This window comes from Pseudomonas sp. SWRI77, assembly GCF_014269105.1.
GTDB lineage: Bacteria > Pseudomonadota > Gammaproteobacteria > Pseudomonadales > Pseudomonadaceae > Aquipseudomonas > Aquipseudomonas capeferrum.
In genome coordinates, this window is the sequence record NZ_JABWRV010000011.1 from 1 (window position 1) to 24,261 (window position 24,261).

The following is a 24,261-nucleotide window of genomic DNA, read 5'->3' on the forward strand; positions in this document are numbered from 1 at the left end:
ACCCCCGGGGCTGCAGAGCAGCCCCGGGGGTACTACTTGGAGGTCACGGTTTCAGCAGCGCTATCCTGCGACAGGCTATACACGTAAGCCGCCAGCAGGTGCACCTTGTCATTGCCCTGGATCTCGGCCTGCGCTGGCATCTGACCCTGGCGACCATAGCGGATGGTCTGCTGCAACTGGGCAAAACTCGACCCGTAGATGAACGCCTGCGGATGGGTCAGGTCAGGCGCGCCCATGGCGGGGGTACCCTTGGCCTCAGGCCCGTGGCAGGCCACGCAGTTGCCGGCGAAGATCTCCTTGCCCTTGGCCGCGTCAGCCTTGACCCCTTCCGGCAGGCTGCGGCCATCGAGGTTGGTCAGCACGAACGCGGCCACATCGGCCACGCCCTGCTCGCCAATCACCTCGGCCCAGGCTGGCATCACGCCGTGCCGGCCGTTCATGATCGAGGCCTTGATGGTCTCCGGCTCGCCACCCCAGCGCCAGTCCTGGTCGGTCAGGTTGGGGAAGCCATAGGCGCCCTTGGCGTCCGAGCCGTGGCACACCGAGCAGTTGGAGGCAAACAGGCGGCTGCCCATTTTCAATGCTTGCGGGTCCTTGGCCACTTCTTCCACTGGCATGGCCGCGTACTTGGCGAAGATCGGGCCGAACCTGGCGTCGGCCTTGTCCATTTCCTTCTGCCACTCATTGACCCCGGTCCAGCCGTTGTCATAGCCCGGCAGGATGCCTTTCCAGTTGCCCAGGCCCGGATAGAGGATCAGGTAGCCCACCGAGAACACCAGGGTGCCGACGAACAGCCAGAACCACCACTTGGGCAGCGGGTTGTCGTATTCCTCGATGCCATCGAAGCTGTGCCCCATGGTCTGGTCGGTGGTGTCGTTGGCCTGGCCCTTGCGGGTCGACAGCAACAGCCAGGTGAGGCCGATCAAGCTGCCGATGGTCAGTACGCTGATGTACGTACTCCAGAACGTGGTCATTGCCCGGAACTCCTCTTGGCAGCAGGTGCCTGCCCGGCAGGGGGCAGGTGGTCGTCGACGAAGGGCAGCAGGCGCGCTTCGGCGAAATCACGGTCGCGGCGGCGGTTGAATACCCAGAGTGAGAGGCCGATGAAGGCGATCATCACCACCAGGGTACCCAGGCCACGGATCATGCCGATGTCCATGTCCATCGCAGTTACCTCTTGTTCTTGATCGCGGTGCCGAGCACCTGCAGGTAGGCGACCAGCGCGTCCATCTCGGTCTTGCCCTTGACTGCGTCACGGGCACCGGCGATGTCCTCGTCGGTGTACGGCACGCCGAGGGTGCGCAGGGTGCGCATCTTGGTTTCGGTGTGGCTGTTGTCGACCTGTTCGGCGACCAGCCACGGGTAGGACGGCATCTTCGACTCAGGCACCACGTTGCGCGGGTTGTACAAGTGCGCGCGGTGCCAGTCGTCGGAGTAGCGCCCGCCCACGCGGGCCAGGTCCGGGCCGGTGCGCTTGGAGCCCCACAGGAACGGGTGGTCCCACACGCTTTCACCGGCTACCGAGTAGTGGCCATAGCGTTCGGTCTCGGCACGGAACGGGCGGATCATCTGCGAGTGGCAGCCCACGCAGCCTTCGCGGATATAGATATCGCGGCCTTCCAACTGCAGCGCGGTGTAGGGCTTCATGCCTTCGACCGGCTTGTTGGTAACGTCCTGGAAGAACAGCGGGACGATCTGGGTCAGCCCGCCGATGCTGACGGCAAACACCATCAGCAGCGCCATCAGGCCGATGTTTTTCTCGATGACTTCGTGTTTCATCAGGCGTGTCTCCTCAGGCCAGCTGGGCGTTCGCAGGGGCGGCGTCAGTGGCCGGCGCGCGTACCGTGCGCCAGGTGTTCCAGGCCATCAGGAACATGCCACTGAGGAAGATCGCACCGCCGACGAAGCGCACGATGAAGCCAGGGTGGCTGGCCACCAGGGTTTCGACGAACGAGTAGGTGAGCGTGCCGTCGCTGTTGACCGCGCGCCACATCAGGCCCTGGGCGATGCCGTTGACCCACATCGAGGCGATGTACAGCACGGTGCCGATGGTCGCCAGCCAGAAGTGCGCGTTGATCAGGCCGATGCTGTGCATCTGCTCTTTGCCGAACACTTTCGGGATGGTGTGGTACAGCGCGCCGATCGAGATCATCGCCACCCAGCCGAGGGCGCCCGCGTGGACGTGGCCGATGGTCCAGTCGGTGTAGTGCGACAGGGCGTTGACCGTCTTGATGGCCATCATCGGGCCTTCGAAGGTGGACATGCCGTAGAACGCCAGCGACACCACCAGGAAGCGCAGGATCGGGTCGCTGCGCAATTTATGCCAAGCGCCGGAGAGGGTCATCATGCCGTTGATCATGCCGCCCCAGCTCGGTGCCAGGAGGATCAGCGACATCACCATGCCCAGCGACTGCGCCCAGTCGGGCAGCGCGGTGTAGTGCAGGTGGTGCGGGCCGGCCCAGATGTACAGGGTGATCAGTGCCCAGAAGTGCACGATCGACAGGCGATAGGAATACACCGGGCGCTCGGCTTGCTTGGGCACGTAGTAGTACATCATTCCCAGGAAGCCTGCGGTCAGGAAGAAGCCCACCGCGTTGTGGCCGTACCACCACTGGACCATGGCATCGGTGGCGCCGGCATAGACCGAGTACGACTTGGTCAGGCTGACCGGCAGCTCGAGGTTGTTGATGATGTGCAGCATCGCCACGGTCAGGATGAATGCCCCGAAGAACCAGTTGCCGACGTAGATATGCTTGGTGTTGCGCTTCATCAGCGTGCCGAAGAACACGATGGCGTAGCAGACCCAGACGATGGTGATCAGGATGTCGATCGGCCATTCCAGCTCGGCGTATTCCTTGGAGCTGGTGTAGCCCAGCGGCAGGCTGATGGCCGCGAGCAGGATCACCAGTTGCCAGCCCCAGAAGGTGAACGCGGCCAGTTTTGGTGAGAACAGGGTGGTCTGGCAGGTGCGTTGCACCGAATAATACGAGGTGGCGAACAGCGCACAGCCGCCGAAGGCGAAGATCACCGCATTGGTATGCAGGGGGCGCAGGCGGCCAAAGCTGGTCCAGGGGAGGTCGAAGTTGAGGGACGGCCAGGCGAGCTGGGCGGCGATGAAGACGCCGAGCCCCATCCCGACGATTCCCCACACCACCGTCATGATGGCGAATTGGCGGACCACCTTGTAGTTGTAGGCGGTACTGCTGGTTGTGTTCATGTATGGGTTCCCATCCACGGTTATTGGCAGGCTATAGAGCGAGGCAAGCATGATTAATGGGCAAAGTGCCGGTATTGACGGGGATCAATGGGCGAAGGTCGGAAATGTCCCAGGCTTGCGCTGCGATCCTCCGCAAATTCAAGGGGATGAGGGCTACAAAGGCTGCCTGATCCTGGCCCACGGCGCCGGTGCGCCGATGGACAGCGGGTTCATGAACGAGATGGCGCAAAGGCTTGCGGCGCTTGGGGTGGGGGTGATTCGCTTCGAGTTCCCGTACATGGCCGAACGCCGTGTGAACGGTGGCAAGCGGCCGCCCAATCCGCAGAAGGTTCTGCTGGAGTGCTGGCGCGAGGTATACCGGCAGGTGCGACCTTTGGTCGCGGGCACATTGGCCATTGGCGGCAAGTCCATGGGCGGGCGCATGGCCAGCCTGGTGGCGGACGAGCTTGGGGTGGACGCACTGGTTTGCCTGGGGTATCCGTTCTATGCGGTGGGCAAACCGGAGAAACCCAGGGTCGAGCACCTGGCGAGGCTGAAGACGCCGACCTTGATCGTGCAGGGCGAGCGCGATGCGTTGGGTAATCGTGAGGCGGTGGCGGGGTATGCGCTGTCACCAGCGATCGAGGTGAGCTGGCGGGTGGCGGGGGATCATGACCTGAAGCCGTTGAAGGCTTCGGGGTTCAGCCATGCCCAGCATATGCAGGCGGCGGCCGAGCAGGTGGCGGAATTCTTGTTGAGATAGTGCTGGCCTCTTCGCGGGGCAAGCCCGCTCCCACAGATACCTGACTGAGCCTGAGTACAGTGGGGTACTTGTGGGCGCGGCCCCGCGAAGAGGTCGATGCAGGCTATCGCTTAGTCGCGGTACTCGCACAGGTAAGCAGTGTCCACCACTACCTTCAGCTGGAACTTGCTGTCAGCGGCAACATTGAATTTGTCGCCCGCGTTGAAGGTTTCCCAGTTGTCGCTACCCGGCAGCTTGACGGTCAATGCGCCGGAAACCACATGCATGATTTCGCGCTTGGCAGTGCCGAACTCGTATTCGCCCGGTGCCATCACACCCACGGTGGCCGGGCCTTCTTCGCCCGCGAATGCGATCGACTTGACGGTGCCGTTGAAGTACTCGTTGACCTGGAACATGGGCGACTCCTGAAAAGAGGGGATGAAAAAGCGCTGGCCAGTATGCCCAAGGCCATCCCCGTCGTCATCTGCTTTCAGGTGCCCTTTGCCGGCAGGCTCAAGGGCAGCAGCCGCGCCGTGTTGCGCGCATCTTCCAGGGCCCGGTGCTGCTGCCCGCAGAAGTGCATGCCAGCCAGTTGCAAGGCACCATTGAGGCCAGTCGGCCGCTGCAGGTGGCGGGCCTTGGCGAAGCGCTGCTTGAGGTTGATGTGCGGCACGCTGCGCAGCAGGCTGTCGAGCCCGTGCTGCTGCCATTCCTGAAGCAGTTGCTGGCGGTCGTAGTCACCCCAGCTGACCCACGCCTGCAACTGCCCGCGGTGGTGCCCCAGCCAGTGCTCGAACCGCGCCCACACCTCGGGGAAGGCCGCAGCGCTGTCGACGCTGGCCTGGCTGATGTGCGTCAGTTCACGGCAGAACGGCGTCAGTTGCGGCCGTCGCCTGGGCCGCACGAAGCGCTGGAAGTGGTCGACTTCGCGGCCTTCGCGGGTCACCAGGCTTGCGCCGATTTCTATGATTTCCATCTCTGTGACCGGCCATCCACCATCGTCGGTGGTGGCTTCCAGGTCGATCACCAACCAATGGCCCATACCAGGCTCCCTTGCAGATCCTGCTAGAGCGTAGCCAATGTCGGGCCTTACGGCACCCCCTGGCAATTTGCCGCCTGCTTTGGCGCAAAGGCCAGCGACCAGCTGTTGTGCCCTGCCCGGAAAACGCCTAGCTTAGGCGCAACCAGGTACGAACCTTGATGAGTGTACGTCTTGACTTCAGCGTCCGGCCCAAAGGCCTTGTCCACTCTGCTGTTGCTGGCCGCTTTCTGGTTGGCGGTACCAGGCTGGGCTGGCGACGCGATCGAAGTGAAGATTGGTGCCGCGCATTTCCCGCCTTACACCGTTCGCCCCGAACAGGGGGCCGATACGGGTCTGTTGCCACAATTGATCGACGCCCTTAACCGCTCCCAGCAGGGCTACCACTTTGTCTTGGTGCCCACCTCCATTCAGCGGCGCTTTGGTGATTTGCAGCAGGGCCGCACCGACATGGCGGTCTTCGAGAACCCACAGTGGGGCTGGCAGCAGATTGCCCACCAGACAGTGGACATGGGCCTGGAAGATGCCGAAGTGTTCGTGGCCGCCAAGGCCAATGGCCGCGACCCGCATTACTTCGATGAGCTGCGCGGCAAGCGCCTGGCGCTGTTCAACGGTTACCACTATGCGTTCGCCAGTTTCAACGCCGACCCGGACTACCTGCGCAAAGCCTTCAATGCGACGCTGACCTATTCCCACGACAGCAACCTGCTGATGGTGCAGGCCGGCCGCGCCGACATCGCCCTGGTCACCCGCTCTTACCTCAGCGACTTTCTCGACCGTAACCCGGGCAGCCAGGCGCAACTGGTTGCCTCGCAGCGTATCGACCAGGTCTATCACCACTACGCCTTGCTGCGCCCCGGCGCGCCCATCGGTGAACAATCATTTGCGGCCTTGATGCGTGCCCTGCGCGAGAACGGTGAGCTGACGCGTATCTTTCAGCCCTACCGGATCACGGTACAGGCACCGCGCGACTAAATTCCTGCGCAGCGACAACGTTTTCAACAGTGTGCCTTTTCTTCATTTTCGTGAGCCAAGACCATGCCGTTCGATGCCGCTTCGCAGCCACTGTCAGCGCCACGCTGGCGCACCCTCAGCGCCGATGAGGGCGAGAGCTGGCTGAGCCTGACCCTTGCCGGTCGCCCGTTGATCCAGCTGCGCCTGGCCCAGGGCGCGGCCCTTGAGGTGCACCTTGAAAGCCTTTGCCCAGAGCGCCCTTACCAGGCGTTGTGGGCTGCCTGCTATTGGCTGCTGGCACGCGATGTCGCCCGCCAGCGCCTGGCCTGGCACTTGCCCGAGGTGCTGTCCGAAGCCCTCGTCAGCGGCCTGTTGGTGCCCGGCGAACAGGCGGGCGTGTACCTGTGCGAACGTACGTTGTTCTGGCAGTTGCCCCAACCCTGGCTTGGCGAGTCGATCGCCGGGGTGTACCCCCAGCAGATGCAGATCAGCAACGGCAAGCGCCACCCGCGCCGGGCGCCCAAGCCGCGTGGCGAAGTGTACCGACGTTTCGATGCACGCCTGGGCAGCTGGGTATCGCTGCGTACCCTGGAGATCGATCAGGACCTGGAACGCTTCAATCGCTGGCAGAACAACCCGCGGGTCGACAAGTTCTGGCAGGAGGGCGGCACCTTGCAGCAGCACCATGAATACCTGGCAAAGCTGCAAGCCGACCCGTATACCCTCACCTTGATCGGCTGTTTCGACGACGAGCCGTTCGCCTACTTTGAAGCGTACTGGGCCAAGGAAGATCGCATTGCGCCGTTCTACGCGGCCGATGATTACGACCGCGGCATCCACATGCTGGTGGGGGAGGAGGCGCACCGTGGGCCGCACAAGGTGGCCAGCTGGTTATCGGCGCTGGTGCACTACCTGTTCCTCGATGACCCGCGCACTCAGCGGGTGGTGGCCGAGCCGCGTGCGGACAACGGCAAGATGATCGGCTACATGCACGACCAGTGCTTCCATTGCGAGAAGGAATTCGATTTCCCGCACAAGCGCGCGGCGCTGATGATTCTGGGGCGGGAGCGGTTTTTCGCTCGGTGCACGCTGGTCTGAAAGTGCTGGGGGGCACTGCGCCCCCAACACTCAAAAATTCAAACCTGACGGTTAGCCGTCTTGCGGCAATGCACCAAGGCGTCGCGGATCATGAAGTTGACCAAGGTCGGCGACACGCCCAGTTCCTTGGCGATGTCCTTCTGCGGCACGCCGTGCAAACGGTACATCTCGAACGCGTAACGGGTGCGCTGTGGCAGCTCGTTCAATGCTTCGGCAATGTCATCGAGGGCGGCAAGGTTGATGTGCGTGGCTTCGGGCGAGGCGTTCTGGATGACCACGTTCAGGCCTTCCTCTTCGCTGCCGGAATACTTCAGCTCCATCGCCTGTTTGCGGTAGTGGTCGATGGCCAGGTTGCGCACGATCTGGAACAGGTAGCTCAGCTGCGCCTTGAATGACGAGGTGATCTGCGGGGCGGCACTGAGCCGGAAGAATGCATCCTGCACCACGTCTTCCGCGCGTGAGCGGCAGCCGGTGATGCGCGCAGCAATCTTGACCAGAATGCTGCGATTGTCGACGAAGGCCTGGAGTAATGGTGAATCGCACTTACTTGTGGATAGTTGTTCCGCCATGGAAATCACCTTGTCACAGAGAGGGGGGGAGGCACCCAACGTTGGGAAGCTTCCTGAGACGTGCGACAAGCTATTCAGAATGATAATGATTGTCAAATACGAAACGTAATTAGTATCTGTAAGTTTCGGTTCTAAGCAGCCCGCGTGAAACAGTTCACCTTTCGCCGTGCCTGCCACCGCGCAATCCGGTTAATTTCTTCCCCTGCCCATCCGTTCCCCTGTGTACATCCGGCCGCCGTGCGCTGCCCGCCGACGTTCGCGGAGCAGCCGGCCCGACTTCACCAGACACTGGCAGGAACACCCCATGACGGACGCCTTCGAACTCCCGCTCTCGCTGGTCCAGGCCCTCGCGCAACGCGCCGCGCAGACCCCGGACAAGATAGCCCTGCGCTTTCTGGCCGATGCACCCGGCGAGCAGGCCGTGCTCAGCTACCGGGACCTGGACCGCCGCGCGCGCACCATCGCCGCTGCCTTGCAGGCCCGCGCAGGGTTCGGCGACCGTGCGGTGCTGTTGTTCCCCAGCGGCCCGGACTATGTCGCGGCGTTCTTTGGCTGCCTGTATGCCGGCGTCATCGCCGTGCCGGCGTATCCCCCAGAGTCCACGCGCCACCATCACCAGCAACGCCTGCTGTCGATCATCGACGATGCCGAGCCGCGCCTGCTGCTGACCGTGGCCGCGCTGCACGACAGCTTGCAGGGCTTGGACGCGCTGGCGGCGGCCAATGCCCCCGCGCTGCTGGCGGTGGATGGCCTTGACCCGGCCCTGGCCGATGCCTGGCAAGAGCCTGCCCTGGCCGGCGATGACATCGCCTTCCTCCAGTACACCTCAGGCTCCACCGCGCTGCCCAAGGGCGTGCAGGTCAGCCATGGCAACCTGGTGGCCAACGAGCAGTTGATCCGTCACGGTTTCGGCATCGATGTGAACCCCGACGACGTCATCGTCAGCTGGCTGCCGCTGTACCACGACATGGGCCTGATCGGCGGCCTGCTGCAGCCGATCTTCAGCGGCGTGCCCTGCGTGCTGATGTCGCCTGGCTACTTCCTCGCCCGGCCACTGCGCTGGCTGCAGGCAATCAGCGAATACGGCGGCACCATCAGCGGCGGCCCCGACTTCGCCTACCGCCTGTGCAGCGAGCGGGTCAGCGAGGCCTCCCTGGCGGGGCTTGACCTGCGCCGCTGGCGCGTGGCCTATTCCGGCTCCGAACCGATCCGCCAGGACAGCCTGGCGACCTTCGCCGACAAGTTCCAGGCCTGTGGCTTCGACCCGCACAGCTTCTTCGCCAGTTACGGCCTTGCCGAGGCGACCCTGTTCGTCAGCGGCAGCCGCCGCGGCCAGGGCATCGGCGCGCTGGAGGTGAATGCCGAGGCCTTCGCCGCCAACCGCGCCGAACCTGGTAGCGGCAGTGTGCTGATGAGCTGTGGCTACCCGCAGCCAGGGCATGCGGTGCGCATTGTCGAGCCGCAGCGCCTGGAAGTGCTGGGCGACAACTTGGTTGGTGAGGTCTGGGCGGGCGGCCCGAGCATCGCCTTGGGCTACTGGCGCAACCCCGAGGCCAGCGCCCGCACTTTCGTCGAAATGGACGGCCAGACCTGGCTGCGCACCGGCGACCTGGGTTTCATGCGCGATGGCGAAGTGTTCGTTACCGGGCGCTTGAAAGACATGCTCATCGTCCGCGGCCAGAACCTCTACCCGCAAGACCTGGAAAAAACCCTGGAGCGCGAAGTCGATGTGCTGCGCAAAGGCCGCGTAGCGGTGTTTGCCGTGGACCATCAGGGCGAGGAGGGCATCGGCGTGGCGGTGGAAGTCAGCCGCAATGTGCAAAAAGCCGTCGAGCCTCAGGCGCTGATCAAGACCTTGCGCCAGGTCATCGCCGACGCCTGCCGCCAGGCGCCGGCCGTGGTCCTGTTACTCAACCCGGGCGCACTGCCCAAGACCTCCAGCGGCAAGCTCCAGCGCTCGGCCTGCCGCCAGCGCATGGACGATGGCAGCCTGGACTGTTACGCGTGCTTCCCGGAGGCCAGCGAGCAGCACCCAAGCGGCGCGCCGGCCGACGACCTGCAGGCGCGCATCGCCGCTGTGTGGCGTGATGTGCTCAAGGTCGAAGCCGTGGCGGCGGACGATCACTTCCTGCTGCTGGGCGGCAACTCCATCGCGGCCACCCAGGCCACGGCGCGCCTGGCCGATGAACTGGGCATCAACCTGAGCCTGCGCACCCTGTTCGAAGCCCCGCTGCTGGGTGAGTACAGCGCCGCTGTGGCGGCGATCGTTGCCGAAGGCGGGGCACAATCGGCCGGCATCGCCACCCTCGAGCGTGACCAGTCGCTGCCGCAATCACTGGCACAGAACCGCCTGTGGCTGCTCTGGCAACTCGAGCCGCAATCGGCGGCCTACAACATTCCGGCCGGCCTGCACCTGCGCGGTGAGCTGGACGTCGTTGCACTGGAGGCGACCTTCCAGGCCCTGGTCGCGCGCCATGAATCCTTGCGCACGGTCTTCAGCGAAGAGGACGGCCAGGCCCGGCAGCGGATCCTGGCACAGCAGCCGTTCAGCCTGCATCGCCTGGACCTCGAAGGCCAGGCGCCCGCGCAGGTTGCAGCATGCCGCGAAGAAGAGGCCCAGCAGCCGTTCGACCTTGGCCAAGGCCCCTTGCTGCGCGTGACCCTGGCGCGCCTGGACGATGACGAGCATCAGCTGTGGGTGACCCTGCACCACATCGTCGCCGATGGTTGGTCGCTGAACATTCTGCTCGACGAATTCGCCAGGCTGTACGCTGCGCACTGCCAAGGCCAAGCAGCCGACCTGGCGGCCCTGCCGCTGGGTTACGCCGACTACGGCACCTGGCAGCGGCAATGGCTGGCCGACGGTGAAGCCGAACGCCAGTTGCGCTACTGGAAGGCCAAGCTGGGCGATGCGCTGCCGGTGCTCGACCTGTGCACCGACCAGCCCCGCGCCAGCCAGCGTGACAAACGTGCGGCACGTTACAACCTGAAAGTGCCGGCCAAACTGACCGAGGCGCTCAAGGGCCTGGCCCGCGAGCAGCAGGCGAGCCTGTTCATGGTGCTGCTGGCCGGCTGGCAAGGGGTGCTGCACCGCTACAGCGGCCAGGCAGACATCCGTGTCGGCGTGCCCAATGCCAACCGCCCGCGCCTGGAAACCCAGGGCCTGGTCGGCTTCTTCATCAACAGCCAGGTGCTGCGTGCGCAGCTGCATGGCCGCTTGCCCTTCGAGCAACTGCTGGCCCAGGCACGCCAAGCCACCCTTGAGGCCCAGGCCAACCAGGACCTGCCTTTCGAGCAGCTCCTCGAAGCCCTGCCAGAAGCCCGCGAACAGGGCCTGTTCCAGGTCATGTTCAACCATCAGCAGCGCGACCTTTCGGCCTTGCGCCGCTTGCCTGGCCTGCTTGCCGAAGAGCTGCCCTGGCACAGCCGCGAAGCCAAGTTCGACCTGCAGCTGCACAGCGAAGAGGACCATCAAGGCCGCCTGACGCTGGCCTTCGACTATGCCGCCGAGCTGTTCGAGGCCAGTACCGTCAAGCGCCTGGCCGCGCACCTGCTGGCGTTGCTGGAGCAGGTCTGCGCCCAGCCGCACTTGGCGCTGGGCGAGGTGCAACTGCTCGATGAGCACAGCCGTGCGCAGGTGCTCGGCTGGGGCCAGGCAGCCGCCGCGGCGCCCGAGCGCCTGCTGGTCGAACAGCTCAACGAGCAGGCTCGGCTGACCCCACAGCGCATTGCGCTGGCCTGGCAGGGTGGCAGCCTCGACTATGCCGAGCTGCACCAGCAGGCCAACCGCCTTGCCCATTACCTGCGTGACAAAGGCGTTGGCCCCGACACCTGCGTGGCCATCGCCGTCGAGCGGTCGCCGCAGTTGCTGGTCGGCCTGCTGGCCATCCTCAAGGCCGGCGGCGCCTACGTGCCGCTGGACGTGGACTACCCGGCCGAGCGCCTGGCCTACATGCTCGGCGACTGCAACGCCAGCCTGCTGCTGAGCCACAGCGCCTTGCTGGGCAAGCTGCCGCAGGTCGAAGGTGTCAGCGCCATCGCCCTGGACCAGTTGCACCTGGACAGCTGGCCCAGCCATGCCCCAGGCCTGCACCTGCACGGCGACAACCTGGCCTATGTGATCTACACCTCGGGTTCCACCGGCCAGCCCAAGGGCGTGGGTAATACCCATGCCGCCCTGGCCGAACGCCTGCAGTGGATGCAAGCCACCTATGCGCTGAACGACGCTGATGTGCTGATGCAAAAAGCGCCTATCAGCTTCGACGTCTCGGTGTGGGAGTGCTTCTGGCCGCTGATCACCGGCTGCAAGCTGGTGCTGGCTGGCCCCGGCGAACACCGTGACCCCCAGCGCATCGCTGCGCTGGTGCAGCAGCATGGCGTGACCACGCTGCACTTCGTGCCGCCGTTGTTGCAAGTGTTCGTGCAGGAGCCGCAGGCCGCAGCCTGCACCAGCCTGCGCCGGCTGTTCTCCGGGGGTGAGGCATTGTCCGCGACCCTGCGTGACCGTGTGCTGCAAGTGCTGCCCCAGGTGCAGTTGCACAACCGCTACGGCCCGACCGAAACCGCCATCAACGTCACCCACTGGCACTGCCAGGCCGAAGACGGCGAGCGTTCGCCGATTGGCCGCCCGCTGGGCAACGTGCTCTGCCGCGTGCTGGACGATGAGCTGGAACTGACTGCCTCGGGCGTGCCGGGTGAGTTGTACCTGGGCGGCGCGGGCCTGGCCCGTGGCTACCTGGGCCGCCCGGGCCTCACCGCCGAGCGCTTCGTGCCCCTGGCCGATGGTGACGGCCAGCGCCTGTACCGCAGTGGCGACCGTGCCCGCTGGCAAACCCAGCTCCAGGCGCTGGAATACCTCGGGCGCCTCGACCAGCAGGTGAAGGTTCGCGGTTTTCGCGTCGAGCCTGAAGAGGTCCAGGCGTGCCTGTTGGCGCAGCCTGGTGTCGAGCAGGCGCTGGTGCTGATCCACAAGGATGCGCTGGGTGCACAGCTGGTCGGCTACTACAGCGGCGCGGCCGAGCCTGCCACCCTGTTGGCCGCTCTGGCCGAGCAACTGCCGGCCTACATGGTGCCGGCGCAACTGATCGCGCTGGCGCATATGCCTTTGGGCCCGAGCGGCAAGGTCGATCGCAAGGCGCTGCCAGCCCCTGTGTGGCAACAGCGCGAGCATGTGGCGCCGCAGAGTGCGTTGCAGCAACAGGTGGCGGCGATCTGGTGTGAGGTCTTGAACCTGCCGCGTGTCGGCCTGCAGGACGACTTCTTCGCCCTCGGCGGCCATTCGCTGCTCGCCACTCAGATCGTTTCGCGAACCCGCCAGGCGTGCGATGTCGAGCTGCCGCTCAAAGTCCTGTTCGAAGCCAGCGAGTTGGGCGCCTTCTGCGCCGAGATCACGCGCATCCGTGATGCCGGCGAGCGTAACCTGCAAGGCGAGATCGCCCGCGTCGACCGCCGCCAGGCCGTGCCGTTGTCGTACTCGCAACAGCGCATGTGGTTCCTCTGGCAGATGGAGCCAGACAGCCCCGCCTACAACGTCGGCGGCATGGCGCGCCTGCGTGGCACCCTGCACGTGGATGCCTTCGAGTGGGCGCTGCAGGCCCTGATCGTGCGCCACGAAACCCTGCGCACCACCTTCCCCAGCATCGACGGCGCAGCGTACCAGTGCGTGGCCGAAGACAGCGGCCTGCAACTTGGCTGGCACGACTTCAGCGCCTTGCCCGCCGAGGCCCGCGAGCAACGCCTGCAACAGCTGGCAGACGACCAGGCGCACCAGCCGTTCGACCTGGAGCGCGGGCCACTGCTGCGCGCCTGCCTGGTCAAGGCCCAGGAGCGTGAGCACTACTTTGTGCTGACCTTGCACCACATCGTCACCGAAGGCTGGGCCATGGACATCTTCGCCCGCGAGCTGGGCGAGCTGTACGAAGCCTTCGTCGATGATCGCGAGTCGCCCCTGGCGCCGCTGCCGGTGCAATACCTGGACTACAGCGTGTGGCAACGGCACTGGCTGGAAAGCGGCGAAGGCGCGCGCCAGTTGGCCTACTGGAAAGCCCGCCTGGGCGATGAGCACCCGGTGCTGGCATTGCCCACCGATCGCCCGCGCCCGGCAGTGCAGAGCCACCGTGGCGAGCTGTACCGCTTCGAACTCGACCCGGCGCTGGTGGCCCGTGTGCATGCCTTCAACAGCCAGCGTGGGCTGACCCTGTTCATGACCATGACGGCCACCCTGGCGGCCTTGCTGCACCGCTACAGCGGCCAGCGTGACCTGCGCATCGGTGCCCCGGTGGCCAACCGCATCCGCCCGGAAAGCGAGGGGCTGATCGGCGCCTTCCTCAACACCCAGGTACTGCGTTGCGAGCTGGACGGCCAGATGACCGCCGCCGCACTGCTGGAGCAGATGCGCCAGGCCGCCATCGAAGGCCAGTCGCACCAGGACCTGCCGTTCGACCAGTTGGTCGAAGCCCTGCAACCGCCGCGCAGCAGCGCCTACAACCCGCTGTTCCAGGTCATGTGCAACGTCCAGCGCTGGGCGTTCCAGCAAAGCCGGGAGCTGGCCGGCATGCAGGTCGACTACCTGGTCAACGACGCCAGCGCCACCAAGTTCGACCTGTACCTGGAAGTCACTGACCTCGATGGCCGCCTGGGCTGCTGCCTGACCTACAGCCGTGACCTGTTCGACGCGCCGCGCATCGCGCGCATGGCTGAACACTGGCAGCAACTGCTGGCCGGCCTGCTGGACGACCCGCAACAGCGCCTGTGCGAGCTGCCGATGCTGAGTGCCAGCGAGCAGCAGGTGCTGGTTGGCCAGTTGCAGGGCGCGCAGCATGGCGCGCTCGACCAGACCTTGCACGGCCTGTTCGCCGCCCAAGCTTCACGCACGCCGCACGCGCTGGCGCTGACCTTCGCCGGCCAGCACCTGAGCTACGCCGAGCTGGACCAGCAGGCCAACCGCCTGGCCCGCGCCCTGCGCGAGCGCGGGGTCGGCCCGCAGGTGCGCGTCGGTCTGGCCCTGGAACGTTCGCTGGAAATGGTCATCGGCTTGCTGGCCATCCTCAAGGCGGGCGGTGCCTATGTGCCGCTCGACCCGGAGTACCCGCTCGACCGCTTGCGCTACATGATCGAAGACAGCCGTATTGGCCTGCTGCTCGGCCAGCGCGCGCTGCTCGAAACCCTCGGCGAGCTACCTGAAGGTGTGGCCCGCTGGAGCCTGGAAGACGATGCGTCCAGCTTGTCGGCCTTCAGCGATGCCGCGCTGGATAACCTCAACCTGCCGCAACATCAGGCCTACCTGATCTACACCTCGGGCTCGACCGGCAAGCCCAAGGGCGTAGTGGTCAGCCACGGTGAAATCGCCATGCATTGCCAGGCCGTGATCGAGGCCTTCGGCATGCGCAGCGACGACTGCGAGCTGCACTTCTATTCGATCAACTTCGACGCCGCCAGCGAGCGCCTGCTGACGCCGCTGCTGTGCGGTGCCCGCGTGGTGATCCGCGCCCAAGGCCAGTGGGGCGCTGAAGAGATCTGCCAACTGGTGCGTGAGCAGCAGGTGAGTATCCTTGGCTTCACCCCAAGCTACGGCAGCCAGTTGGCCCAGTACCTGGCGGGGCAGGGCGAGCAGTTGCCGGTGCGCCTGGTGATCACCGGCGGTGAAGCGTTGACCGGCGAGCACCTGCAGCGCATTCGCCAGGCGTTCGCGCCGCAGCAGTTCTTCAATGCCTACGGCCCGACCGAAACCGTGGTCATGCCGCTGGCCTGCCTGGCCCCGCAAACGCTGTCGGCCGACATGGGCAGCGTGCCGATCGGCCGGGTGATTGGCGCCCGCAGCGCCTACATCCTCGACGAAGACCTGGCCCTGTTGCCACAAGGCGGTATCGGCGAGCTGTATGTCGGCGGTGCCGGCCTGGCCCAGGGGTATCACGACCGCCCGGGGCTGAGCGCCGAGCGCTTCGTCGCCGACCCGTTCTGTGCCGAGGGTGGCCGGCTGTACCGCACCGGTGACCTGGTCCGCCTGGGCACCGATGGCTTGGTCGAGTACGTCGGCCGTGCCGACCAGCAGGTGAAAATTCGCGGCTTCCGTATCGAGCTGGGCGAAATCGAAAGCCGCCTGCAGGCGCATGCCGAGGTCGACGAGGCCGTGGTGCTGGCCCTCGACCTGCCGGGTGGCAAGCAACTGGTTGGCTACCTGGTGTGCAAGCAGGCCGGTGCCAGCAGTGAGGCTCAGGCCGTGTTGCGCGAAGCGGTCAAGGCCGATGCCCGCCAGCACCTGCCGGACTACATGGTGCCCGCTCACCTGGTCCTGCTCGACAGCTTGCCGCTGATGGGCAACGGCAAACTCGACCGCCGCGCACTGCCGTTGCCGGACCTGGAGCAGGCGCGCCAGCATTACCAGGCGCCGAGCAATGAGGTGGAAGCGCAGCTGGCGCAGGTGTGGTGCGATGTGCTCAACCTTCCCCGCGTCGGTGTGCAGGACAATTTCTTCGAACTGGGTGGCGACTCGATCCTGTCGATCCAGGTGGTCAGCCGTGCCCGCCAGTTGGGCCTGCAGTTCACCCCGCGCGATCTGTTCCAGCATCAGACCATCCAGACCTTGGCCACCGTGGCCAGCCTGAGCGCCGCGCCAACTGGCATCGAGCAAGGCCTGCGCCATGGGCACAGCGGCCTGACGCCGATCCAGCACTGGTTCTTCGACAGCGAGGTGGCCCAGCCTCAGCACTGGAACCAGGCAGTGCTGCTGCAGGCGCGCCAGCCACTGGACGCTGCGGCACTGGAGCAGGCCCTGACCGCGCTGGTGCAGCACCACGACAGCCTGCGCCTGCGTTTCAGCCAGGCCAGTGGCCACTGGCAGGCCGAGTACGCCCAGCCTGCCCCTCAGCAGTTGCTGTGGGCCGCGACAGTCGCCGACTTCGATGACTGCCAGGCGTTGTACACCGACCTGCAGTGCAGCTTCGACCTGGAACAAGGCCCGCTGCTGCGCGCCTTGCTGTTGACGGACGGGCAGGGCAGCCAACGCCTGCTGCTGGCCATCCATCACCTGGTGGTCGACGGTGTGTCCTGGCGTGTGCTGCTCGAAGACTTGCAGGCGCTGTACCGTGGCCAGCCGCTGGCGGCCAAGACCCATGCCATGGGCGACTGGGCTGCGCGCCTGGCCAGCTATGCCGGCAGCGACTCGCTGCGCGACGAACTGGACTGGTGGCACGGCCAGCTTGGCGCTGTGCGCCACGAACTGCCGTGTGATCACCCGCAGGGTGGCAACCTGCACCGCCACGCCCGGACCCTGGCCATCGGCCTCGATGCAGAGCAGACCCGCCAGTTGCTGCAACAGGCGCCGGCGGCCTACCACACCCAGGTCAACGACCTGCTGCTGACGGCCCTGGCCCGTACCTTGTGCCGCTGGAGTGGTGACGCTGAAGTGCTGGTGCAGCTTGAAGGCCACGGCCGCGACGGGCTGTTCGAAGACATGGACCTGACCCGCAGCGTGGGCTGGTTCACCAATGCCTACCCGTTGAGCCTGCGCCCGGTGCTGGGTGAAGACGAGGCCGCGCGCGCCAGCTCGATCAAACGGGTCAAGGAGCAACTGCGCCAGGTGCCGCACAAAGGCCAGGGCTATGGCGTGCTGCGCTACCTGGCCGACGAGGCCGGGCGTGAACGCATGGCCGCGCTGCCGCAGGCACGCATCACCTTCAACTACCTGGGGCAGTTCGACCAGCAGTTTGACGCCGACGCGCTGTTCCAGCCGCTGGATGCAGCGGCGGGCCTGGCCCATGACCTCGATGCAGCGCTGCCCAACTGGCTGAGTGTCGACGGCCAAGTCTATGCCGGCGCCCTGCAGTTGCGCTGGACCTACAGCAGCGAACGCTACGATGAGCAGACCATCGCCACCCTGGCCGAAGGCTACCGCCGGGAGCTGCTGGCGCTGGTCGGCCATTGCCTGGCCGACGGCAGCGGCAGCTTCACGCCGTCTGACTTCCCGTTGGCGCACCTGACCCAGGAGCAGATCGACAGTTTGCCGGTCGCCGCCGCCGAGATCGACGACGTCTACCCGCTGACGCCGATGCAGGAAGGCATGCTGCTGCACACCCTGCTGGAGCCGGGCACCGGCATCTACTACATGCAGGACCGTTACCGCATCAACAGCGCGCTCGACCCCGACCGCTTCGCCCAGGCCTGGCAGGCGGTGGTGGCGCGGCATGAGGCACTGCGCGCCTCGTTCAGCTGGAACGCCGGCGAGGCGATGCTGCAGATCATCCACAAGCCAGGCAAGACTGCCGTGGATTATCAGGACTGGCGCGGCCTCGACGACAGCGCCCAGGAAGCGCGCCTGCAAAGCCTGCACAAACAGGAGCGCGAGGCCGGTTTTGACCTGCTCTGTGAAGCACCCTTCCACCTGCGCCTGGTGCGGGTTGCCGATGCGCGCTACTGGTTCATGATGAGCAATCACCACATCCTGATCGATGCCTGGTGCCGCTCGTTGCTGATGAACGACTTCTTCGAGGTCTACCAGGCCCTTGGCGAAGGCCGCCAGGCCCAGCTGCCGGTGCCGCCCCGTTACCGCGACTACATCGGCTGGCTGCAACGCCAGGACCTGGACGAGGCACGCCAGTGGTGGCAGGCCAACCTGGCCGGCTTCGAGCGGGCCACCGCTGTCCCCAGTGACCGCCCGTTGCGCCACGACCACGCCGGTGACGGGATGGTCGTCGGCGACTGCTACACCCGCCTGCAGGTCAGTGACGGGGTGCGCTTGCGTGAACTGGCCCAAGCCCATCAGCTGACCATCAACACCTTCGCCCAGGCGGCCTGGGCCCTGGTGCTGGCGCGCTACAGCGGCGACCGCGACGTGGCCTTCGGGGTCACTGTGGCCGGGCGCCCGGTGAGCATGCCGCAGATGCAGCGCACCGTCGGGCTGTTCATCAACAGCATCGCCTTGCGCGTGCAACTGCCAGCGGCAGGCGAGCGCCGCAGTGTACGCAGCTGGCTGCAAGGCTTGCTCGAGCACAACATGCAAGTGCGCGAATATGAGTACCTGCCGTTGGTGGCGATTCAGGAATGCAGCGAGCTGCCCAAGGGCCAGCCGCTGTTCAACAGCCTGTTCGTGTTCGAGAACGCGCCGGTGGAAACTGCGGTGCTCGACCATGCCCAGCACCTCAACGCCAGCTCGGACTCGGGCCGTACCCACACCAACTTCCCGTTGACGGCGGTGTGCTATCCGGGTGATGACCTGGGCCTGCACCTGTCGTTCGACCAGCGCTACTTCGACTACCCGACCGTCGAGCGTCTGCTGGCCGAGTTCAAGCGCCTGTTGCTGGCGCTGGTAAAAGGCTTTGAAGGGGAGGTGAGCGAGCTACCGTTGCTGGGCGCCGAGGAGCAACGCTTTTTGCTGGACGACTGCAACCGTACCGAGCGGGCTTATCCGCTGCAGCAGAGCTACGTCACGCAGTTCGAAGCACAGGTTGCGGCGCACCCGGAACGTACCGTGGCCCGCTGCCTGGAGGCCTCCTACGACTACGCCGGGCTGAACCTGGCGGCTAACCGCCTGGGTCATGCCTTGATTTCGGCCGGTGTAAAGGTGGACCAGCCGGTGGCGCTGCTGGCCGAGCGAGGGTTGCCGCTGCTGGGCATGATAGTCGGCAGCTTCAAGGCGGGCGCCGGCTACCTGCCGCTGGACCCGGCGCTGCCGGCTGCGCGCCTGCAAAGCATCATCCAGCTCAGCCGTACGCCGGTGCTTGTGTGCAGCGCGGCCTGTGCCGAGCAAGGTCAGCAGTTGCTGGGTGAGTTGGACGTTGCGGCACGACCACAATTGCTGGTGTGGGAAGACATCCAGGCCAGCCAGGTTGCCAGCCACAACCCAGGCATCCACAGTGGCCCGGACAACCTTGCCTATGTGATCTATACCTCGGGCTCGACCGGCCAGCCAAAAGGGGTAATGGTCGAGCAGCGCGGCATGCTCAACAACCAGCTGAGCAAGGTGCCTTACCTGGCCCTGAGCGAACAAGACGTGATTGCCCAGACCGCGTCGCAGAGCTTCGATATTTCGGTCTGGCAGTTCCTTGCCGCACCTTTGTTCGGCGCCAGGCTGGAGATCGTGCCGAATGCCATCGCCCATGACCCGCAGGGCCTGCTGGCGCATGTGCAGGCCACCGGCATCACCGTGCTGGAGAGCGTCCCGTCGCTGATCCAGGGCATGCTGGCCAACGATCATCAAAGCCTCGATGGCCTGCGCTGGATGCTGCCGACCGGCGAGGCGATGCCGCCGGAGCTGGCCGCGCAATGGCTGCAGCGTTACCCGGCGATCGGCCTGGTCAATGCCTACGGCCCGGCGGAGTGTTCGGACGATGTTGCGTTCTTCCGCGTCGATGTCGAGTCGACCCGCGGCAGCTACCTGCCGATTGGTACGCCGACCGACAACAACCGCCTGTACCTGTTCGGCGAGGACCAGGCCTTGGTGCCATTGGGTGCGGTCGGCGAGCTGTGTGTCGCCGGCACCGGTGTGGGCCGTGGTTATGTCGGTGACCCTGTGCGGACGGCCATGGCCTTCATCCCGCACCCGCATGGCGCACCGGGCGAGCGCCTGTACCGCACTGGCGACCTGGCGCGGCAACGTCCGGACGGTGTGCTGGAATACGTGGGCCGCATCGATCACCAGGTGAAGATCCGTGGCTACCGTATCGAGCTGGGCGAGATCGAAGCGCGCCTTCACGAGCAGGCAGAGTTGCGCGATGCCGCGGTGGGCGTGCAGGAGGGCGTCAACGGCAAGCACCTGGTCGGCTACCTGGTGGCGCATCAGGGCGTCAGCGCCGATGCGGCGTTACTCGAACAGGTCAAGCAGCGCCTGCGCGCTGCGCTGCCGGAGTACATGGTGCCCTTGCACTGGGGCTGGTTCGACAGCCTGCCGCACAACGCAAACGGCAAGCTCGACCGCAAGGCGCTGCCGGCCATTGACATCGGTGGCCAGCACAGCCAGGCCTATGAGGCGCCGCGTGACGAGCTGGAAACGGTGCTGGCAGGCATCTGGGCCGACGTGCTCAAGGCCGAACGGGTGGGGGTGCACGACAACTTCTTCGAGTTGGGTGGGCATTCATTGCTGGCGACGCAGATTGCCTCGCGGGTGCAGAAGCAATTGCAGCTCAATGTGCCGCTGCGGGCGATGTTCGAGTGCAGCACCGTGGCGGAATTGGCGGTGTACGTGCAGGGGCTGCAGGGCAGTGCGCTGGATGATGACAAGGTTGACCGGCTTAGTGACCTGATGGCGGAGCTGGAGGGGTTGTAGGGGTTTGGGTAGGCCGTGAGTTTTGTTGGGCGGCGCTCGATCTGCGCCGCCACCTTATACCCACGGCATGCACTACCGCTTCCCGAGAATCTTCCCAAGCATCTCCGGGCGCGGCGCCCCTTGCTGGCTCTGCAGGTTGCCCTGCTCATCCTGATAGAAGATCGCCGGGGTTGCTTGCAACCCCATTTCCTCCATCAACGCCATGTTCCCTTCCAGCTGCTTCTGCACCGCCTCTGGCACCTTCTCCAGCGCCTTGAGCGAACTGGCCTTGCCGGCCTTCTCGTGCTGTGCCAGCGCCTTGGCCGGGTCCTTGGCCGCCAGCAACGCCGCCGACTTGCCCGGGCTGTCCTCGCGAATGATGCCGACCATGATATGGCGCAATTGCACCTTGCCCGATTCCACCCATGGCCGCGCCTGCTGCCAGAACATATTGCAGTACGGGCAGTTGGGGTCGCTGAACAGGTAGACGATGCGCGGCGCATCGGCCTTGCCATCGGCGATCCAGGCGGTTTTTTCCATCTTCGCCCAGATGGCCTTGCTCATCGGCCCGTAGACCAGCTTGTCCAACGGAGCGGCGCTGAGGTCCTGGCCTTGTTCGTCGAACAGGCTGCCGACCAGCACATGCTTGCCGTCAGGTGTCAGGTACAGGGCGATGCCGTTGTTCTGGTACTCGGCGGCATAACCGCGCAGGCCATCGGGGGCATCGAAGCTGCCCTTGATCACGGCCCCCTTGGCTTGCAGTTGCTGGATCGCCTTGGGCAGCGCTTCTTCGGCGTGCAGCGGCGGGGTGGCCAGCAGGGCCAGGGACAGGGGCAGCAGTGCAGTCAATCGCATGTCAGTTTCCTTGTGCGGCAGGGGTGGGCGCGGCGGCCCGGTCGAAAGGTTCCAGGGCGTGGCGCAGGCTGGCCCGTGACAGCTCGCCTAGGTGGCTGCCGATCAGCCGCCCGTTACTGTCGTAGAACAGCGTGGTAGGCAGGGCCATCGAGCCGACCCGCTGGGCCAGTTGGCCGGCGCCGTCGAACAGCACGTGGGTCAGGCTCAGGCCGGTGGTGGCGAGGAAAGTGCTGACGTTCTCGGGCGTCTCACCCTGGTTGACGAAGAGGAAGGTTACGTGGGGGTAGTCACCTTGGGCCTGTTGCAGCACCGGCATTTCGCGCCGGCAGGGCGGGCACCAGGTGGCCCAGATGTTGATGACCAGTGGCTTGCCACGGTAGCTGTGCAGCGCCACGGGCTGCCCGCTGGCGTTGCGCAGGCTCAGCTCAGGCAGCTCGGTGCCTTTGCTGTACAGGTGGCCGCCCAGGCTGCTGAGGCCCCAGAACAGCGCACCGCTGAACAAGGCCCAACCCAGAGGACGGCGCAGGCCCGGGTGTCGCCAGCCTTGCCAGAGCGCACCGAGCACGATGCCGGCAAGGCCGGACCAGAACAGGAAGCCGCCGTCGCGGATGTCGATGACTTGCACCAGGTCATCGCGGTACATCGGCCAGTAGGCCACGACGAAGCCCAGGCGCGCGCACAGCACGCCAATCAGAAACAGGTTGAAGAGTGCCGACTCCGGGCTTTCGCCGCCGCGGCGGGCGACCCACCAGCCGACCACACTGGCGATCACCAGGGCAGTGAGCATCAGCAGGTGGTTGAGGGCCATGGTCAATGGCCCGAGGGTTACGGTCAGCATCAGCCTTGGCTCCTGGTCTGGGTCCAGTGTTGCAGGAACGCGGCAGCATCCACTTCACCGGTGATGCGTCGCGCACGGCGTTCGTCGCCTTCCGGGCCGACCCAGATGATGCTGGGCGGGCCGGGTACCTGGTAGCGTTGCAGCAGTGCCTGGCTGGCCGGGGTGTTGGCAGTGACGTCCAGGCGCAGCAGGTGCACGCCCGCCAGGCTGGCGTGTACGTCGGCACGGGCGAAGACCTTTTTTTCCATGACCTTGCACGACACGCACCAGTCGGCATAGTAGTCGAGCATCACCCATTGGCCACGGGCCTTGGCGGCGTCCAGCTCTCGTTGCAGGTCTTCGGGGCGGCTGACGGTCACGAATGCATCCTCTGCCGGTTGCACCGCCGCAGGCCCGCTACCCCCGGCGAACGGCCGCAAGGGTTGCCAGAGGTCATCGCCCCCGGCCGCTGCACCGACCAGCAACAGCCCGCCCCACAGCGCGCCCAGCAAAGGCAGCGCGCGCAGCGCAGGCATACGCTGCAGGGCCGGCCACGCGGCCCAGGCCAAGGCGATCAGCCAGGCGCCGCTCAGGGCCAGCAGCAGGGCCTGTGGCAGCAGGCTGCGCAGGGTATACAGGGCCATGGCCAGGAACACGAAGCCGAACACGCCCTTGACCAGGTTCATCCACGCACCTGGGCGCGGCAGGTAGCGATTGCCCAGCGTGACCAGCAACAGCAGCGGCACGCCCATCCCCAGGCCAAGGCTGAACAGCACCAGCGCGCCCTGCAGCACGTCGCCGCTCTGGGCGATGTACAGCAGCGCCCCGGCCAGCGGTGCGGTCATGCACGGGCCGAGCAGCAGGCCGGAGAGCGCCCCGAGCAGCGCGGCACCGTACAGGTTGCCGCCACGGGTACCTTGCCCGGCGCGGTCGAGACGGTCGCGCAGGGCGGCGGGCAGTTGCAACTCGAAGGCGCCGAACATCGGCAGCGCCAGCACCACGAACAATGCCGCCAGGCTGCCCAGCAGCCAGGGTTGCTGCAACCAGGCCTGCAGGCTGGCGCCGAGCAGCGCCGCCACCACGCCCAGGGCGGCATATACCAAGGCCATGCTCAGCACGTACACCCCGGCCAGCAACCAGCCGCGTCGGGCGCTGGCGCCATTGCCGAGCACCAGCCCGGCGAGAATCGGCAGCATCGGCAGCGAGCAGGGGGTGAAGGCCAGCAGCAGGCCAAGGCCGAAGAAGGCCAGCAGGCCCCACGCCAGGTTGCCCTGCTGCAGGTTGCTGGCCAGGGCCTGGTCGCTGGCCTGATCGGCGGCAGGGGCCACGCTGCCACCCAGGGCGATGGCGGTGGTCTGCGGCGGGTAGCACAGGCCGGCGTCGGCACAGCCCTGCCAGCCCAGGTGCAACTGGCCTTTTGCGTTGGCAGGGATCAGCAGTTCGAGCTGGTCGCGGTACACCGCACTGTCGCCGAAGAATTCGTCATGGTGGTTGAGTGCCGGCGGCAACTGCGGCTGCTGCTCGGCGGGCAGGCCGTCGAACTTCAGGCGCTTCTGGTAGAGGTAGTAGCCTTGCTTGATCTGGAAGAACAGACGCATCTGGCCATCGGCCTGGCGGTCATGGCTCAGCACAAAGGCCTGGTTGACCGGCAGGAAGTCGGGTTTGACGTCGAACGGATTGGCTTGCAGGGGGCCGGCCAGCAGCAGTGTCAGGAACAGAAAGAGGGCACGCATGTCTTCGCCTTGGCAGTACGT

General features: G+C 65.7%; 14 protein-coding genes. 4 read left to right on the forward strand and 10 right to left on the reverse strand.

All coding sequences use genetic code 11. The features are described from left to right. Positions 1-32: 32 nt before the first annotated feature. From ccoP to ccoN, 4 genes are read right to left on the reverse strand one after another with little or no spacing between them, the layout of a single operon-like run. The gene (ccoP, locus tag HU766_RS12715) at positions 33-974 is read right to left on the reverse strand and encodes a cytochrome-c oxidase, cbb3-type subunit III (protein WP_033699343.1); all 942 of its coding nucleotides are present in this window, start codon (positions 972-974) and stop codon (positions 33-35) included. Continuing rightward, positions 971-1,165, reverse strand: coding sequence for a cbb3-type cytochrome c oxidase subunit 3 (locus HU766_RS12720; RefSeq protein WP_033699341.1), 195 nt, complete (start codon positions 1,163-1,165; stop codon positions 971-973). The genes ccoP and HU766_RS12720 overlap by 4 nt, the downstream gene beginning before the upstream one ends. 5 nt (positions 1,166-1,170) lie before the next feature. Further along, positions 1,171-1,779, reverse strand: coding sequence for a cytochrome-c oxidase, cbb3-type subunit II (gene ccoO, locus HU766_RS12725; protein WP_033699340.1), 609 nt, complete (start codon positions 1,777-1,779; stop codon positions 1,171-1,173). Positions 1,780-1,792: 13 nt separating this feature from the next. Then, on the reverse strand, positions 1,793-3,217 hold the full coding sequence (gene ccoN / locus HU766_RS12730; RefSeq protein ID WP_027592920.1) for a cytochrome-c oxidase, cbb3-type subunit I: 1,425 nt from the start codon (positions 3,215-3,217) through the stop codon (positions 1,793-1,795). Between the two features lie 49 nt (positions 3,218-3,266). Between ccoN and HU766_RS12735 the strand changes: the two genes are divergently transcribed. Further along, positions 3,267-3,959: an alpha/beta family hydrolase gene (locus HU766_RS12735; protein ID WP_186657181.1), complete on the forward strand. Its 693-nt coding sequence runs from the start codon at positions 3,267-3,269 to the stop codon at positions 3,957-3,959. 110 nt (positions 3,960-4,069) lie between these two features. On the opposite strand, the gene HU766_RS12740 is transcribed toward HU766_RS12735, so the two are convergent. Next, complete coding sequence (locus HU766_RS12740; protein ID WP_186657184.1) at positions 4,070-4,354, reverse strand: pyrimidine/purine nucleoside phosphorylase; 285 nt, start codon at positions 4,352-4,354, stop codon at positions 4,070-4,072. A gap of 74 nt (positions 4,355-4,428) precedes the next feature. Then, entirely contained in the window at positions 4,429-4,980 is a 552-nt protein-coding gene (locus HU766_RS12745; RefSeq protein ID WP_186657185.1) for an exonuclease domain-containing protein, read from the reverse strand. Positions 4,981-5,151: 171 nt separating this feature from the next. Here HU766_RS12745 and HU766_RS12750 point away from each other — a divergent pair, with 171 nt between their 5' ends. Together HU766_RS12750 and HU766_RS12755 are read left to right on the forward strand one after the other, a co-directional pair. After that, positions 5,152-5,952 (forward strand): transporter substrate-binding domain-containing protein, encoded by an 801-nt coding sequence (locus HU766_RS12750; RefSeq protein ID WP_186657186.1) that lies wholly within the window; start codon positions 5,152-5,154, stop codon positions 5,950-5,952. A gap of 63 nt (positions 5,953-6,015) precedes the next feature. Beyond that, positions 6,016-7,029, forward strand: a complete 1,014-nt coding sequence (locus HU766_RS12755; RefSeq protein WP_186657187.1) for a GNAT family N-acetyltransferase — start codon at positions 6,016-6,018, stop codon at positions 7,027-7,029. Between the two features lie 38 nt (positions 7,030-7,067). Here the strand turns inward: HU766_RS12755 and HU766_RS12760 are convergent, their stop codons facing one another. Then, positions 7,068-7,598 (reverse strand): RNA polymerase factor sigma-70, encoded by a 531-nt coding sequence (locus HU766_RS12760; protein ID WP_033699331.1) that lies wholly within the window; start codon positions 7,596-7,598, stop codon positions 7,068-7,070. Positions 7,599-7,902: 304 nt separating this feature from the next. Here HU766_RS12760 and HU766_RS12765 point away from each other — a divergent pair, with 304 nt between their 5' ends. Next, a complete protein-coding gene (locus HU766_RS12765) occupies positions 7,903-20,856 on the forward strand; it encodes a non-ribosomal peptide synthetase (protein ID WP_186657188.1) in 12,954 nt (4,317 codons plus the stop codon). 72 nt (positions 20,857-20,928) lie between these two features. Here HU766_RS12765 and dsbG read toward each other — a convergent pair whose 3' ends face one another. The 3 genes from dsbG to dsbD are packed head-to-tail and all read right to left on the reverse strand — an operon-like array spanning position 20,929 to position 24,240. Then, the gene (gene dsbG, locus HU766_RS12770; RefSeq protein ID WP_186657189.1) at positions 20,929-21,690 is read right to left on the reverse strand and encodes a thiol:disulfide interchange protein DsbG; all 762 of its coding nucleotides are present in this window, start codon (positions 21,688-21,690) and stop codon (positions 20,929-20,931) included. Position 21,691: 1 nt separating this feature from the next. Next, on the reverse strand, positions 21,692-22,528 hold the full coding sequence (locus HU766_RS12775) for a TlpA family protein disulfide reductase (protein ID WP_186657192.1): 837 nt from the start codon (positions 22,526-22,528) through the stop codon (positions 21,692-21,694). After that, a complete protein-coding gene (dsbD, locus tag HU766_RS12780; protein ID WP_186657200.1) occupies positions 22,528-24,240 on the reverse strand; it encodes a protein-disulfide reductase DsbD in 1,713 nt (570 codons plus the stop codon). The genes HU766_RS12775 and dsbD overlap by 1 nt, the downstream gene beginning before the upstream one ends. Between the last annotated feature and the right edge of the window lie 21 nt (positions 24,241-24,261).